The organism is Microbulbifer sp. VAAF005, assembly GCF_030012985.1.
GTDB lineage: Bacteria > Pseudomonadota > Gammaproteobacteria > Pseudomonadales > Cellvibrionaceae > Microbulbifer.
The window spans coordinates 2,717,372-2,732,245 of record NZ_CP120233.1; the positions used below are offsets into that span (position 1 = coordinate 2,717,372).

Here is a 14,874-nt window from a genome sequence, read left to right on the forward strand (position 1 = left end):
ATGTTGTCAGAAAACGAATACCCCATTTTTCTCGGCTCCGAGATCGAGCAGCCGAAGCCGGAAGACGCCCTCTTTCACATTATCCCCATCCCCTATGAAGAGACCGTCTCCTACGGCGGCGGCACCGGCAAGGGCCCAACTTCCATTCTGGAAGCCTCCTGGCAGCTGGAGACTTTCGACAATTTCTCCAATCCCTGCGATCTGGGCATTTACACTCGCTCACCGGTCTCGGTTTTCGGCCCCGCAGAACAGGTGATGGACAATATCGCCGCAGCCACCAAAGAGGTATTGGCACTGGGCAAGATGCCGGTGGGTATCGGCGGCGAACACTCCGTGACCTGGGGCATTATCAAGGGGCTACTGGACGCCGGTGAAACAGACTTTGGCGTAGTGCAAATCGATGCCCACGCCGACCTGCGCGATCGCTATGAAGGTCACAAACACAGCCACGCCAGCGTGATGCGTCTAGTGGTAGAAGCCGGTGTTCCCCTGTTCCAGCTGGGAATCCGCGCCTATTGCGAAGAGGAAGTACAGGCCCGCAAGGACCACAACGTAGGCTACCTGGATGCCCACCAACTGGTGCCCAACAACGTGCAGGAATTCCAGTTACCGGAGAATTTCCCCAAGAAAGTCTTCTTTACCCTGGATGTGGACGGTATGGACCCATCGGTCTTCCCTTCTACCGGCACCCCGGTACCCGGCGGTCTCGGCTGGTACCAGACCCTCAACTTATTCGAATCTGTTGCGCGACAAAGAGAGATAATTGGCTTCGATCTGCTGGAATTTGCGCCGATCGAGGGCTTTCACGCCTATGACTTTGCCGCCGCACAACTGATGTACAAATTGATGGGAATCATCCAGCGCAACCGCTGACTGCAGCTCCAGGCTCCGGCACTTTGACAATTCTTAACCAATTAACCTGTCTTTAATGTCAGTTTAAGAGTTAGTATGTCAAATGTGAGTAATCACTTCGCTGGAGAGACTGTGAATAAACTGAATGTCGTAATTGGCGCCAGTGCGTTCCTGGCACTGGCCGCTTTTGCCTTTAGCCCACCCGCCGATGCGCGCGGTTATGAGCGCGGGGAGATCATCGCCACCACCACCGTGGTGGAGGTTATCGCGGACCACGTATTTCGATCGGATTCATTGCACCCGTTCTACCTGTGGGCCATGTGCGTGTCGCAGTCGGCGGACGCCCCTTTTACTACCATGGCGGACATTTCTACCGCCACGGCCCTCGTGGTTATGTGGTTGTCGCTGCCCCCCTGGGCGCCTCGGTAGTCACCCTGCCAACTAGTGCTGTGAGAGTCCAAGTAGGCGGAATTACTTATTACCAGTACGCCGATGCCTATTATCAATGGCACCCGGCTACGCGCACTTATGTTGTGGTAGCACCACCCGCAGTGGCTGTAGCTCCAGCACCCGTGGCCGTTGTTCCTGCGCCAGCGCCGGCTGTAGCAGTCCCCGTTGCAACGGCAGCAGCTCCCGCTACTGTGCCTGCAACCCCGGACCCTGGCCCCCAGGGCTTCCAGCCCGGACAAGTGGTGGAAACCTTACCCAAAGGCTACGCCGCTGAAATTATCAATGGCATCCAGTACTACCGCTATGGCGGCAATTACTTTATGCCGACCCAGCGCGATGGCCAGGAGGTCTACGTAGTCGTCAAGCTGTAAGCGCGGCTTCGCTTTGCAGCCCGTGAAAACGGGCAAACTGCCCCAGAGCCCGGTGGTAGCTCGCCTCTAGCGAGACACCGGGTTTCTTATTCCAGTGCAGGGCCTCTACCCTCAATACACCCGCATCCCGATCAGCCTTCAAGTCCACCTGCCCCACGAATTGGTCGCCATATAAAATCGGTAGGCAAAAATAGCCATAGCGGCGCTTGGCCGCCGGCACATAGCACTCCAATTGATATTCAAAATCAAACAACCGGCGCAGGCGTTTGCGCTGCAATATCAGCGGATCAAATGGGGATAACAGGCGCACTTTGCGAGATGGTCGTACCGGCTCCCAGTCCAGGTGCTCAGTGAGCATCAGCTCTTTTCCCCACTGCGTGAGTTCGCCGGTTGCCAGCATACGCTTAATTGCCAGCTGGATAAGGGGTTTGTCTTCCCGGCGCAAGTAAGCAATTTCCTCCGCTCGGCCAATCCCCTGGCACCCCAGAAAAGTGCGCACCAGATGGCTGCCGTACTCAATTTCCGAGGCGGCATTGGTCGGGATATTTGCCGGCAGTATCCGCTCCGGGAGATCAAAGACTTTTTGAAAGCCCTCCCGGTGGCTGACCATCAGCTCACCTTCATGAAACAACTGCTCCAGGGCTTTCTTCTCATCGGACCACTCCCACCATCCACTCTTGGTGCGCACAAAATCGCTGGCCCTCAGCGCGCCCTCCTCTCGCACACGATCGAGAACATAGCGGCACAACTTGGCATTCTTCTCAAACCAGTGGCGCTGACCCGCGCGGATACGATCCATACGCACCCGTGCATAGTGGTAATGGGCCATTGGCAGATAGGCGGCGGCGTGGGACCAATACTCGAATATTTCGCGACGTTGCTCCGCTTCAGCCAGGTGTGTCTCGCGGTAGCGGGGCAGGCGATTGTAGAGCTGGTGATGGTGGGCCCGGGTAATTCGCTGAATGGCATCCAACTGCAGGGCCCCCAGATGTTGTAACAACTGCGACAGCCCACCGCTCCAAGGGTTGTGGATAAATTGGCGCTGCAGCACCAGTGCGCGGATCTTTTGCTCCATTAGCAAAGTGCGGTTCCCCTTTACCGATGAACAGTAAATACTCTAAAACTCTCAAGGTATAAATTAAAGAGCCCCTGAATAACTCCGCAATATCCCTGCGGGTATTGCAGGCTACCGATGTTAGGCGCAACTCGCCGCAAATGGCTAGCCCTTTGCAAGAACTGCACTTTAGGGCTTGCAGAGACATCACGGAGGTGTGCAGAAATTTCCTGATTTAAAACAAATCGATAAACCTATATATATCCCGAATTCAGATGCCCATGCTTTCAACATATTTGAAGAAATTACTACTGGGGAGGAAGGAAAGAATACACTTCACTCGAGACACGCTGTGAATACATCCCTGTAAGCTCCTAATCGGCATCCATGCCTCATAGGGTCCCGAGCGCAGTGTATTATTTCCTTCTCCCTTTTTAGTAAATATAACCAGAAGTGAAAAGAAAGTGGCAGCAGCGGATGAGTCAAACCATTACCTTTTGTGCCGTGGGCTGCACGAAAACTGTAGATTAAACTTACCGCTGTGCCAGGCAGTCCATAGCCACAACTAGACTCTCAACAACTTCCATTCCTCTGTGTTACTTCCTTTCGGACACGTATATATATTTCTTCACGGTGCACGGGTAAGGATTTTGGAGCACGTATTCCTATCTTCACCTGATTACCCTTAACTTCCAATACGGTGACTGACACATTACTCCCTATCCTTAAGTTTTCACCTGTACGGCGCTTTAAGATCAACATAGTTATTGCCTACTGATACTCAAATCATGGGTAGCCCCTCCGTAATGGAAGGCCAAAAAATAATGTTTTAGGGAAATACGGGGTGGTGCGCGGGAACGGTAGGCGAAGAAGAAGAAAAGGCGGGCACTACGCTCCCAGAGCTTGGGGAATCGCTCCAAGCCGCTGAATGTTCTCCACTTTATTGAAGACGAGCGGGTTTCTAGCGTACTATGCATATAGCCATCTTGATAGGGTCTTTATCAATTTGGTCAGCTGGCCCCTGGTGTTCGCCCACCTTGGGTCAGCGCCTTTTACTTACTCTTACGTCACACTACCGTTCTCCTTTGAGGGGAGGGTTGTTGAGAAAACTCTTAGATATTTTGATTCTCTCGAATCCCTTTGGCCACCGGCCTTCAGAAAGCCACTAAATCACAGCCAAAATACCGATAAATATCTATCGATTCTACGCAGCTTTGATACTAAAACAAACTTAATAAAATCCAATAAGATAATTTTTGTGCCAATTTTTCATCTGCGACTATAAAAATTTATCTCACTATAAAATTGGAAATTAGAAATATAAGAGCGAGCGTTTAAAAACAGCCGTAAGATAGTATATAAATTATTTATTGATACCCCATGGCAGACCGCTCCCGAGCTCTTAACCTATATTGATAAGGCGAGACTGTTTTGAATTGGCAGAAAGAAGAGCTGTACCAAAGCTCAAGCCTTCCAGATCGAATTCTTCGCAAAGATTTTTGAATTTTTCATTGCAAAAGCAAACTGAACATCCTTCCCAATAGCTCCTGAATAATAGCTTTTCCCTAGCCTCTTCACCAAATACTAACGATTTAATAGTCTGTGTGTCTGGCTCGCTATGGAAACTACGCGATAAATCTGGACTCAAATCAGTCAGGTTATTAAATAAGTAATAGTTGTACCCTGAAACATTTAAAGGAAGAAATTCACCAAAGTCGTCCAGCATCAGGCGAAAGACAGCATACGCCCTCTCTGAAAAAACAAGGTTGGGTCCCGACCAGATACAAATACTGGGGATCTTAACTGCCTCAGGAAATGCTGGTGGAGACTGGAAAACTGTTTTTATTGGCCCCCAATAGCCAGCTAGCTTCTTTTCCTTTATCCCCATATAGACAAAATCCATAATATGATCATCAGCATTTAGTTGATCAGCAATATCCTCCATATCAAGAGGTATCTCCTTGTATATTGCAGGATTGGTAGTTAACCTATAAATCTGTTTCATACCCTGTTCCAATCTATATTCTCAGGCTCTAAAATCTCCCTTGGATATCCACTGCCTTTTAGCTTTAAATCCTTTAAAGCTCTTAAAAACATCCCATCAACTAATGTGAGTTCCATATTCACAACGACCCCTCTTTCATAATTATATCCATATAATGGATTGTGGATGGGGCGGCCAGGGATTGACCAGGAAACGGCCTTAAAAAGAGAGGCTATTTCTTACCTATGATTATTTATAGATTTCCTGAAGAAAAAGAATACGCAGAGTACTACGCTGAACGCCCATCCCCCCTAATCCAGTAACGCGCAGAACAATCTTGGGCATCCATAGACTTAATTTAGCGGCACTGCTCTCTTTCAGCCGGGTGAGACTCGCGGCAAAGGGAGGCAATGGTAGAGCTGGTGGTGGACCCGGGTAATTCGTTGGAGGGAGCCCAGGTGTTGCGCCAGCCCCAACAGCCCTTCAGTCCAGGAGCTATGGATAAATTAGCGCTTTAGCACCAATCTTTTTTTTCGCATAACAAGAGGTGGCTCCCCTAGGTTCGGATATTCGACAGCCGCGAACCTAGCAGAAAGGCTTATTCGCCCTGGTAGTATTCCGGCGCCAGATTATCGAAGCGAGTGTATTTGCCTACAAACGCTGCGCGGCAGGTGCCGATCTCACCGTTACGCTGCTTGCCGATAATCAACTCGGCCATCCCTTTATCCGGGCTGTCCTCGTTATAGTATTCATCGCGGTAGATAAACAGGATCACGTCAGCATCCTGCTCGATCGCTCCGGATTCCCGCAGGTCCGAGTTCATCGGCCGTTTGTTGGGGCGCTGCTCTACTCCCCGGTTAAGCTGCGACAGGGCAATCACCGGGCATTCGTATTCTTTCGCCAGCGCCTTGAGAGAGCGGGAGATTTCGGAGATCTCCTGGGTACGCCCCTCGGTAGACCCCTTCACCTGCATCAGCTGCAAGTAGTCCACCATAATCATGGCGGGCATACTCTTGGCCTCAGCGTCTTCGCGGCTTAACTTGGGGTTCTCGCGCATCAATTTGTTGATGTGATCGCGCACCGTGCGCTTGGTACGTGCGCGCACCTCGCTGGGACTCAGTGCCGGCGTATCGTCGATATACAGGGACTTGCCTTTCATCTTCTGCACGGCGCTGGACAGCTTGGGCCAATCCTCTTCCTGCAGCTTGCCGTTCCTGATGCGCCCCTGGTCGATACGACCAATAGAGGACAACATCCGCATCACCAGGCTGTCCGAGGGCATCTCCATACTGAAGACCAGCGTCGGGCTCTCCTGGCAGAGCATGGCGCTCTCGATAAAATTCAATGCGAGCGCGGTCTTACCCATGGAGGGACGCGCGGCGAGAATAACCAGTTCGCCCGGCTGCCAGCCGGAGGTGCGCTGGTCCAATTCGGTAAGACCGGTACTGATACCGGTGATATCACCCTCGGTCTTGAACAGCTCATCGATGCGCTCGACAGTCTTTTTCAGCAGCGTATCCACGCCGACAAAGCCGCCCTCTTTGGCGCGCCCCTCGGCGATTTCCGCCACGCGGCGCTCGGCCATCTGCAGCAGGTCGGCGGAAGCGAGACCACCGGGATTAAAACTGGTGCGGCTGATCTCACCGGCAGCGGCGATCAGCTGGCGCAGCATGGAGCGCTCACGCACGATCTTGGCGTAGGCGACGATATTCGCTGCGGAGGGAGTGTTTTCGGCCAATTCCGCCAGGTAGGCAGGGCCACCCACTTCACCGAGCAGGTCGCGGCTGGCGAGGCCTTCGGCGAGGGTAACGATATCCAGGGGCTGTTCGCCATTACTCAGCTCGCCCATAACCGCAAAGATCTTGCGGTGACTGGCGCTGAAGAAATCCTCTTCACTCAGCTGTTCGGCAACGGCATCAATACGGCCCGGGTCCAGCATCAGGCCGCCAAGCACAGACTGCTCCGCCTCTACCGAATGCGGTAGGGGTGAACTCTCTTCGCTGTGGATCTCTTCTTCAGGGGCGGCGTATTCGTCGATCATGGGACTTTACTGGATAGTAAAAACAAAACAGGCGCTGGACCCGATAGGGTGCAGCGCCCGATTGTAGCGCGGCTGGCGCCCGAAGCACCAACCGTTCGTCAACAAAACCTTACTCGGCTTCGATAACGACTTTAACTGCAGCAATTACGTCGGAGTGCAGCTGTACGTCTACGTCGTACTCGCCCACTTCGCGCAGCGCGCCTTCCGGCAGCTTAACTTCAGCTTTAGCTACTTCAACGCCACCAGCAGAGATCGCTTCAGCGATGTCGCGAGTGCCGATAGAACCGAACAGCTTGCCTTCGTCGCCAGCGTTAGCAGCGATGGTAACAACCAGGTCGGCCAGCTTGGTAGCGCGGCTCTCAGCTTCAGCCAGCTTAGCGGCAGCAGCGGCTTCCAGTTCAGCGCGCTTAGCTTCGAACTCAGCAATGTTAGCGGCGGTAGCAGCAATTGCCTTACCAGTCGGCAGCAGGAAATTGCGGCCAAAACCGGCTTTAACATCAACGCGGTCACCCACGTTGCCCAGTTTGCCTACTTTATCGAGCAGAATAACTTCCATCTCGGTTTCCTCAATTTCTGTATTGTGCGGGCGCGCTTATTTGGAAGAGCGTCCGCGAATATCTATCCAGCTATCTACCAGGGCCAGGCCGCAGAGGAAGCCCGCCAGGGGCAGCCCTCCAATCACCAGCATGATGTACATCGCTACCAGGGGACCTACCCCCCAACCGCGACTGGCAACCAACCAGTGGACCAGGGCAATACCAGCTACCACCATCGGGAACGCAATCACCGCTCCCCAAAATGCGTAGCCTGGGGTTACCAAGCTGACTACCCACAACAACATGCTTGTCGCTGACAGCCACAGGGGCAGGCGCAGCTGGTGGAACTCCTGGCGGAAACCGCCGGGGTTGTACAGCAGGGCCTGCCAGTAACGCCCCAGTACCAGAGCCAATGTGGCACTTATCGCCGAAATCAGGCTCAGGTAACCGGTAATTTGCAATTCACCCGAAAATATCTGCTTCAGTTCATCCATTGGAACAGTATTGGGCTGTTCCGCTGCATTCTCGACTGCCTGCAAGAACCCTTGCATCAGTCCTCCACTGAAGAGAGAGGTCAGCAATATGCCTGCTGCCGATACCGCCGTTACAGCCACCAGGCCAGTGGCCCAGGAGCGACTGCTGCGCAATGCCATGGCGCCGCAAAAAACTGCAACAAAATGGCCTGCGGATATACCAGTCACCAGTGGTGGTACATGACCACTCATACCCATAACGACAATCGGCAACAGAGCCCAGGCCAAAACCATCAGGCCGTCACTGCCGCCTCGACGCAAACTCACCAGAGCGAGAATTGCCGGGCTTATCAGCGGAATCCCCAACATGGTGAGGATTACCGCCCTGACGCGTCCGCGCATAATAAATTCAGCTACGGCGCGCATATCTAGATAGCTTCTCTATTAATGAGTCTAAGCAAACTGCGGCTTAGGCTTCGTGGCTGTCCGTGTACGGCAGCAGGGCCAGGTAGCGAGCGCGCTTGACCGCAGAGGCCAGCTGACGCTGATACTTGGCTTTGGTACCGGTGATACGGCTAGGAACAATTTTGCCAGTCTCGGAGATGTAGGCTTTCAGGGTATCGAGATCTTTGTAGTCGATACGCTTAACACCTTCAGCGGTGAAACGGCAGAACTTGCGACGACGGAAAAAACGTGCCATCTGATAATCCCCTTACTCTTCGCTTTCAGCGTTATCGGAAGAAGCTTCTGCAGCGTCGGAAGAAGCTTTCTCTTCTCCGGCGCGCTCGCGACGCTCGGTGCGCTCTGCACGGGCAGCTTTGCGCTCACGGCTTTCTTTTTCCGCTTTCATGATCGGGCTCTCTTCAGTGATCGCCTCGTCTTCACGAATTACCAGATTACGGATAACCGCATCGTTGTAACGGAAGTTGGTAGTCAGTTCCTCAAGGGCTTCTTCAGAACATTCTACGTTCATCAGAATGTAGTGAGCCTTGTGGATCTTGTTGATCGGGTAAGCCAGACGGCGACGGCCCCAGTCTTCCAGACGGTGAACCTGTCCACCGCTCTCCTTGATGGACGCAGTGTAGCGCTCCACCATGCCAGGTACCTGCTCGCTCTGGTCCGGGTGAACCAGGAATACAATTTCGTAATGACGCATTTTAGCTCCTTACGGGTTAATCAGCCTCTCGGACAGTCCGATGAGGCAAGGAGTACAACGGGCACGGATAAACCGGGCCCATTGCGGGCGGCGTATTCTAGGCAGTTGTGGGATTGGTTGCAAGTTGATCAATTACTTCAGCCCAATGCCTTCGCTAACCCGGTTGCAAGTTAACCAGTTGCATCAGGCCCTGTGCCTTCGCCCACCCGGTTGCAAGTTGATCAAGATGACCACCCTGCCACCTTTTTGATTTCCCTGATTTGGCGGATTGGGACACAGCACTGCGCGGTCTGGTCATGGGTTTGGCAAGCTGGCTTCGCCTATGATGCCGGACTGCTAACGGGAGAAGTACCATGCCCCAACAAACCCACCAATTAGAATTTGGCGCCTTCCAGGTACCAGTAACCACAGTACACAACGGCGAAGGCCCCCTGGTATTGGTACTTCCCGCGATGGGCGTACCGGCCAACCGCTACCGCCTGCTCTTGGAAGAATTGCAAAAGCTCGGTTACAGCACCGCTATCAGCGAACTGCCCGGCACCGGGGAGAGCCTGCCGCGCCCCCACCGAAATGCAGACTACGGTTACAACGATCTGGTGTTTTCATTTATCCCACAGTTAATCCAACTGCTGGAACAGCAATTCCCCCAGGGGCCAACACTGATTCTCGGCCACAGTATCGGCGGCCAAACCAGTACGCTGGCGGCCCGCGCCGGCCTCACCGGTAACGCCAAGGTTGTCAGTATCGCCTCCGGCCATGTGGACCACCGCAGCTGGAGTGGCCTGCACAAGTACGCCATCCTGCTCTTCGCCTCAATTGCCAGTGTGACCTCAAGCCTGCTGGGTTATTTCCCCGGTGCGCGCATGGGATTCGGCTGGCGCGAAGCCCGCAGACTGATGAAAGACTGGGCACGATCCATATTTAGCGGCCGCTTTGCACCGGAGGATCGCTTTGGGCAAATGGAAAAGACAAGCCAGCCCACCCTGCATATTGCGCTGGACGGCGACCCCTTCGCCCCTATCCAGGCCGCCCGCAAATTAGCGGCAATCGTCGGCGGTGAAACCCGGGAGATGCAACCTACCTACCCCAAAGGCAATCCTCACCTCAGCTGGATCAAGAATCCCGCCCCCGTAGTTGAGGCGGTACAGCAGTGGCTACATAAAGATCCCGCTCTCAACTGATTTTCCTTTTTTCCTTTTTCTGTCTCTTTCCTACATGGCTAAGAAAGTAATTCACAGCTTTCTCGGCCATGCATTAATAACACTTGTCTGCTCCCCCTCTCCCACATCGCAACCAACAACCTTAATTGCCCTTCCAGTTTTCACGGTTCAGTTCCGATTGTGGCCAGTGAACCAATCTCTTGAGCGGTAAATTCACTACTCAAACAACATCGCTCAAGTAGGTTATCCCCATGAACAACAGCCCATTCAATACCTTCATCAAGTTGCACCAAACTGACTCCCCATTGATCCTGCCAAATGCGTGGGATGCTGCCAGCGCTTTAATCTGCCAAAACACAGGCGTCCAAGCAGTGGGCACCAGCAGTGCCGCCGTCGCCTGGTCGCTGGGTTATGCCGACGGCGGTACCCTGCCAGTTGAGGAACACTTAAGCGCTATCGCACGAATTGCCCGGGTAACCTCTTTACCTCTGAGTGTGGATATTGAAGGTGGATATTCCCAAAATCCCAAACAGGTAGCTGAGCTGGCCTGTAACATGGTTGCGCTGGGCGTTGCAGGCATCAATATTGAAGATGGTAATGACACCCCCGAATCTCTTGGCGAAAAAATCAGCGCTATTCGCCAAGCGCTTAACGGCCGCCCGCTTTTTATTAATGCCCGTACCGATGTTTATCTCAATGCACTCGCCAGCGGTGATAAAGCGGTAAATATGTGTGCAGAGAGGTTAGAGCTTTATCAGAGTGCCGGTGCTGACTGCGGCTTTGTGCCTGGGCTCTCTTCCATTGAGGAGGCAAGGAGTTTGGCAGCGGGTATCGACCTGCCAATCAATATTATGCTGCTTCCGGATATGGCCCCTCTATCGGATTTTTCTGCCGCAGGTATAAAACGTTTTAGTACCGGACCGGCTTTATTCCAGTCTGTCTACGGGCACTTAAGCGAATCATTAAAGCCGCTGACAGTGGTTAAAAGTGATAACGGTTTGTTTGGCAATGCGCTGGACTACGGTACATTGAATTCTGCATTTGTTGAGAGTATTTAGAGAGAAGCTTATAGCCAGGGTATATCAGTTTATGGCTTTTAGCTATTTACGGGGATTCTTTAGCTAACCTTCTGCACAAAACAAAAAGATAAAATAAGAAAGGGTCAGAAGAAAATATTGGGGGTATATGATTCTAATAGCGGACTGGAACAGAAATCCCAATAAAAGATCCATCAGAAAACTGCTGTCACGCAAATAGCTATTACCGGGATACCCCACTAAAAATATGAAGTAATCTTTTGAGCTGCAAATAAAATATTATTTGTACGAGGTATATTTAGCAAAGCAGATGGATGCTAGACAGCTAATATATTTATCTTGGCAAGCCGACAATCAATAGCTACCTGATTGTCGGCTTAAGGCATACCAGTCTGTAATATCCACCAGATCAACCGGCAGCATTACCATCAGAAGTCAGTAAACCGCTCCCAATTCCAGCAATATAATTTCTATTTAATAGAAATCAATCTCACTGCTGTCGCCAGCCCCTGTTTCATCGCCCCAAGTCACCACAGACTTGTCATCTTTTATTGCTGCAAAGGATGAATAATTGGTAAAAACCTCCAACACCCCACTCTCTAATTGATCACTGACACTGCTAGTATCAGTATAGTCACTGAGCCCCCAACTAATTACCGATCCATCAGCTTTTAGCGCGGCAAAACCCACATTACTCGCACCACTATAGGGATAAATCATTGCCACATCTCCAGTTAACTCAGCACTAACCTCGCTGCTATCGCCACCCCGGTCAGAAGAACCCCAGGTAACGACCGAACCATCTGATTTTAAAGCGGCATAAGCATAATTAGCAGTAAAGAGAGTTTCGACATCGCTCGCAATCTGATCACTCACTTCACTACTATCGCCACCATAGCCAGAACCACCCCAGGTAACCACCGAGCCATCTGATTTAAGGGCTGCTATAGCTCCGGCAGTTGCAAATACATCAACAACACCGCTGGAGAGTTCTGTGCTCACAGTACTGCTATCGCCACCATAGCCAGATGCACCCCAGGTAACGACCGAACCATCTGACTTAAGTGCGGCAAAGGAAACTTCCGATGCAAAGATAGTTTCGACTTCACTGGAGAGTTCCGCGCTAACGGCACTGCTATCACCACCGAGATCCTCGTCCCCCCAGGTTACAACAGAGCCATCTGACTTAAGTGCGGCAAAAGCATATCTATTCGGAAAGACAGTCACTACATCACTGGAGATTTCTGCACTAACGTCGGTGCTATCACCACCTTCATCTTCGTCTCCCCAGGTCACTACAGAACCATCAGATTTCAGTGCAGCAAAAGCATCTTTGCTTGAGACAATAGCCACTACATCACTGGAGATTTCCGTGCTAACGTCACTGCTATCGCCACCGACAGTTGCGCTTCCCCAGGTTATTACGGAACCATCGGATTTCAGCGCTGCAAATGCATATTCTGATGAATAAATATTAACAACATTATCAGCTAGGTCCGCACTCACAGAGCTGCTGTCTCCACCATAATCAGCAACTCCCCAGGTAACAACAGAACCATCAGATTTTAATGCCGCGAAAGCAGAATTCGCAGAAAAAATCTCAATAACATCTCCGGTTAAGTTGCCACTAACCTCACTAAAGCTGACATAATCATCATCTTCATCATCGGGCCATGACACAACCGAGCCATTATTTTTTAATGCCGCAAACTTATACCGGGACGAAAAAATTTCACGCACATAGACAAGGTGTTCAATTTCCATATCCGCCGTTTCACCGCTAAAGGAGGCGGTCAAGGTAGCTGAGCCACTCTCCAGTGCGGTGATAAGGCCAGCCTCTACCGTCGCCAAGTTGGTATCGCTTATCGACCACTCCGCTTCTTCTGTAACATCTTCTGAGGAGTCATCGTCATAGTAAGCGGTGAGATAATATTGATCAAAATTTGAGGTATCCCTGTCCAGCTGTACGCTTTCAAGGATAGGGGCCAACTCAACATCCACCTCAGTATCCACCCCTTCATAGGAGGCATACAGAGTAAATGACCCACTATGTAGCGGGGTGAGCAGCCCGGCATCCACCGTTGCCAGGTCAGTGTCACTCACGGACCAATCCGCATCACCCGTAACATCAACGGAAGAGTCATCACTGTAGTAAGCCGTTAAAAAATACTGGTATTCATTCGAGCTATCTTGTTCCAGCCCAATACTTTCCAATGTAACGGTTTCTGTGGTGCCGTTACCGCCACTACTGCTTCCGCCACCACCACAAGCACTGAGTAGACCAACCGTGAGCGTTAGTATTCCCAGGCGTAAAATGTGCAAAATGTGCAAAATGTGCAAAATGTGCAAATGCCAAGACTGATATTGGCCTTTAATTCCATTCATATAAACCCCCTCCAATAAAGCCGTCATAATAAAAAGCCAAGTGCCATATAGCAATTAAAATGGCTTTCGAATTGCAAATATTTCGACTCACTCCAACTATATAAGCATCATAAAAATCAAAACATTAAAGGATAAAGCCCTACCTTTATATTTGAATAAATACGAACAAGATATACAGATACAGGAGTACCACTTAAGGCACTCAACCCCAATACCCTGGAGGTTTCCACTTACTATTGCGATTAAAAAACAATTTTTTAACCTGCATTTAGATCTATATTTTTATTGGAAAGCTTAAGCTGCGGTAAATTAGAGATAATTAAATACGGGCATTTAAAAATTAAGCTCCGCCTTCCCCAAGAGGAATTTCACGAAAACAATATCGCTGTATAAAACTGGCAATCCGCCGATTATTATTTATCAAAAAATATAACCATGGCGAATCTAAAACCGCTAAGTATATCCGTAAAGCACGGCAACTGCCGCTAACCTATGGTTACGTTAATGAAGTCAAGGTATAAGTTTTGTAAACGAGTCTCTGAATAGTTCGGTAAGGCCTCTGGCTTTCAGAGGCCCCATAAACTTTCCTCAGTCCGCACATCTCATACAGGCTACTTAGCCGTTGCGCTGACGCACAGCCTCGAACAGGCAAACACCCGTGGCAACAGAAACATTCAAGCTGCTGACCTCTCCCGCCATAGGAATTTTAATCAGGTGATCGCAGTGTTCCCGGGTTAAGCGCCGCAAGCCGCTGCCCTCGGCACCCATAACCAGCGCCAGGGGGCCGGTTAATTGGCTTTGGTATACATCCTGTGTCGCCTCACCGGCTGCACCATATATCCACACTCCCGCCTGCTGCAGCTGCTGCAGTGCGCGAGCCAGGTTAGTCACGGTAACAAAGGGTAATACTTCGGCAGCGCCGCAGGCCACCTTGCGGGCTGTTGGTGTCAGCCCGGCGGATTTATCTTTCGGCGCAATCACCGCATGTACTCCGGCAGCCTCTGCCGAGCGCAGGCAGGCACCCAGGTTGTGGGGATCAGTCACTCCATCCAGCACTAATAAGAAAGGTGCTTCCCCCCGCTGATCCAGTTTTTTCAGCAGGTCGAACAGGAATTTTTCATCGTGTACCTTTGTTTTGCCAGAACAGATAGCAACGACACCCTGGTGATTAGCGCCATCCTCTACTTTGTCATCCAGCGCTCGCCGGTCAATAAAGCGCACGGCAATATCATTTTTTTCTGCCTGCTGAATTATTTTTTGCAGGCGCTGGTCCTTGCGTCCACGCAGTAGCAGAAGCTCCGATACATTCTGCGGAGAACCTTTTAGGAGGGCCTGCACCGCGTGCAGGCCATAGATAACTTCCTGACTCAATTTA

The 14,874-nt window shown here is 51.3% G+C and carries 16 protein-coding genes; 4 read left to right on the forward strand and 12 right to left on the reverse strand.

Annotated features, from left to right (window positions below; all coding sequences use genetic code 11):
• Positions 1-873 (forward strand): agmatinase, encoded by an 873-nt coding sequence (gene speB, locus P0078_RS12065; RefSeq protein WP_282930230.1) that lies wholly within the window; start codon positions 1-3, stop codon positions 871-873.
• Between the two features lie 78 nt (positions 874-951).
• Here the strand turns inward: speB and P0078_RS12070 are convergent, their stop codons facing one another.
• Positions 952-1,128, reverse strand: coding sequence for a hypothetical protein (locus P0078_RS12070; RefSeq protein ID WP_282930231.1), 177 nt, complete (start codon positions 1,126-1,128; stop codon positions 952-954).
• Positions 1,129-1,172: 44 nt separating this feature from the next.
• Here P0078_RS12070 and P0078_RS12075 point away from each other — a divergent pair, with 44 nt between their 5' ends.
• Positions 1,173-1,673, forward strand: coding sequence for a DUF6515 family protein (locus tag P0078_RS12075; RefSeq protein WP_282930232.1), 501 nt, complete (start codon positions 1,173-1,175; stop codon positions 1,671-1,673).
• On the opposite strand, the gene P0078_RS12080 is transcribed toward P0078_RS12075, so the two are convergent.
• The 9 genes from P0078_RS12080 to rpsF form a co-directional block, all read right to left on the reverse strand.
• Entirely contained in the window at positions 1,663-2,748 is a 1,086-nt protein-coding gene (locus P0078_RS12080) for a winged helix-turn-helix domain-containing protein (protein ID WP_282930233.1), read from the reverse strand. The genes P0078_RS12075 and P0078_RS12080 overlap by 11 nt on opposite strands.
• 552 nt (positions 2,749-3,300) lie before the next feature.
• Positions 3,301-3,489: a carbon storage regulator CsrA gene (gene csrA, locus P0078_RS12085; protein ID WP_282930234.1), complete on the reverse strand. Its 189-nt coding sequence runs from the start codon at positions 3,487-3,489 to the stop codon at positions 3,301-3,303.
• Positions 3,490-4,129: 640 nt separating this feature from the next.
• Positions 4,130-4,732, reverse strand: coding sequence for a hypothetical protein (locus tag P0078_RS12090; RefSeq protein WP_282930235.1), 603 nt, complete (start codon positions 4,730-4,732; stop codon positions 4,130-4,132).
• Positions 4,729-4,854 carry a hypothetical protein gene (locus tag P0078_RS12095; RefSeq protein WP_282930236.1) on the reverse strand — a complete coding sequence of 42 codons (126 nt, stop codon included), beginning with the start codon at positions 4,852-4,854 and terminating at the stop codon, positions 4,729-4,731. Before P0078_RS12095 ends, P0078_RS12090 begins: the two co-directional genes overlap by 4 nt.
• 455 nt (positions 4,855-5,309) lie before the next feature.
• On the reverse strand, positions 5,310-6,752 hold the full coding sequence (dnaB, locus tag P0078_RS12100; protein WP_282930237.1) for a replicative DNA helicase: 1,443 nt from the start codon (positions 6,750-6,752) through the stop codon (positions 5,310-5,312).
• 109 nt (positions 6,753-6,861) lie between these two features.
• Positions 6,862-7,308: a 50S ribosomal protein L9 gene (rplI, locus tag P0078_RS12105; RefSeq protein ID WP_282930238.1), complete on the reverse strand. Its 447-nt coding sequence runs from the start codon at positions 7,306-7,308 to the stop codon at positions 6,862-6,864.
• A 36-nt stretch (positions 7,309-7,344) separates the two neighbouring features.
• Entirely contained in the window at positions 7,345-8,187 is an 843-nt protein-coding gene (locus tag P0078_RS12110) for a hypothetical protein (protein WP_282930239.1), read from the reverse strand.
• A 43-nt stretch (positions 8,188-8,230) separates the two neighbouring features.
• On the reverse strand, positions 8,231-8,461 hold the full coding sequence (rpsR, locus tag P0078_RS12115) for a 30S ribosomal protein S18 (protein ID WP_108731487.1): 231 nt from the start codon (positions 8,459-8,461) through the stop codon (positions 8,231-8,233).
• 12 nt (positions 8,462-8,473) lie between these two features.
• Positions 8,474-8,917, reverse strand: coding sequence for a 30S ribosomal protein S6 (rpsF, locus tag P0078_RS12120; RefSeq protein ID WP_282930240.1), 444 nt, complete (start codon positions 8,915-8,917; stop codon positions 8,474-8,476).
• 353 nt (positions 8,918-9,270) lie between these two features.
• On the opposite strand from rpsF, the gene P0078_RS12125 reads away from it, so the two are divergent.
• Positions 9,271-10,098, forward strand: a complete 828-nt coding sequence (locus tag P0078_RS12125) for an alpha/beta fold hydrolase (RefSeq protein WP_282930241.1) — start codon at positions 9,271-9,273, stop codon at positions 10,096-10,098.
• Between the two features lie 230 nt (positions 10,099-10,328).
• Complete coding sequence (locus tag P0078_RS12130; RefSeq protein WP_282930242.1) at positions 10,329-11,135, forward strand: isocitrate lyase/PEP mutase family protein; 807 nt, start codon at positions 10,329-10,331, stop codon at positions 11,133-11,135.
• A 453-nt stretch (positions 11,136-11,588) separates the two neighbouring features.
• Here the strand turns inward: P0078_RS12130 and P0078_RS12135 are convergent, their stop codons facing one another.
• Both P0078_RS12135 and rlmB read right to left on the reverse strand, forming a co-directional pair.
• The gene (locus P0078_RS12135) at positions 11,589-13,499 is read right to left on the reverse strand and encodes an RCC1 domain-containing protein (RefSeq protein WP_282930243.1); all 1,911 of its coding nucleotides are present in this window, start codon (positions 13,497-13,499) and stop codon (positions 11,589-11,591) included.
• A 615-nt stretch (positions 13,500-14,114) separates the two neighbouring features.
• Positions 14,115-14,870, reverse strand: coding sequence for a 23S rRNA (guanosine(2251)-2'-O)-methyltransferase RlmB (rlmB, locus tag P0078_RS12140; protein ID WP_282930244.1), 756 nt, complete (start codon positions 14,868-14,870; stop codon positions 14,115-14,117).
• Positions 14,871-14,874: the final 4 nt, after the last annotated feature.

What these genes read in the sequence shown, in the direction of transcription:
- P0078_RS12135 (WP_282930243.1), bottom strand. Translation starts at nt 13,499, where the DNA reads ATGAATGGAATTAAAGGCCAATATCAGTCTTGGCATTTGCACATTTTG.
- rplI (WP_282930238.1), bottom strand. Translation starts at nt 7,308, where the DNA reads ATGGAAGTTATTCTGCTCGATAAAGTAGGCAAACTGGGCAACGTGGGT.
- speB (WP_282930230.1), top strand. Translation starts at nt 1, where the DNA reads ATGTTGTCAGAAAACGAATACCCCATTTTTCTCGGCTCCGAGATCGAG.
- rpsF (WP_282930240.1), bottom strand. Translation starts at nt 8,917, where the DNA reads ATGCGTCATTACGAAATTGTATTCCTGGTTCACCCGGACCAGAGCGAG.
- rpsR (WP_108731487.1), bottom strand. Translation starts at nt 8,461, where the DNA reads ATGGCACGTTTTTTCCGTCGTCGCAAGTTCTGCCGTTTCACCGCTGAA.
- csrA (WP_282930234.1), bottom strand. Translation starts at nt 3,489, where the DNA reads ATGTTGATCTTAAAGCGCCGTACAGGTGAAAACTTAAGGATAGGGAGT.
- dnaB (WP_282930237.1), bottom strand. Translation starts at nt 6,752, where the DNA reads ATGATCGACGAATACGCCGCCCCTGAAGAAGAGATCCACAGCGAAGAG.
- P0078_RS12090 (WP_282930235.1), bottom strand. Translation starts at nt 4,732, where the DNA reads ATGAAACAGATTTATAGGTTAACTACCAATCCTGCAATATACAAGGAG.
- P0078_RS12125 (WP_282930241.1), top strand. Translation starts at nt 9,271, where the DNA reads ATGCCCCAACAAACCCACCAATTAGAATTTGGCGCCTTCCAGGTACCA.
- P0078_RS12130 (WP_282930242.1), top strand. Translation starts at nt 10,329, where the DNA reads ATGAACAACAGCCCATTCAATACCTTCATCAAGTTGCACCAAACTGAC.
- P0078_RS12080 (WP_282930233.1), bottom strand. Translation starts at nt 2,748, where the DNA reads ATGGAGCAAAAGATCCGCGCACTGGTGCTGCAGCGCCAATTTATCCAC.
- P0078_RS12110 (WP_282930239.1), bottom strand. Translation starts at nt 8,187, where the DNA reads ATGCGCGCCGTAGCTGAATTTATTATGCGCGGACGCGTCAGGGCGGTA.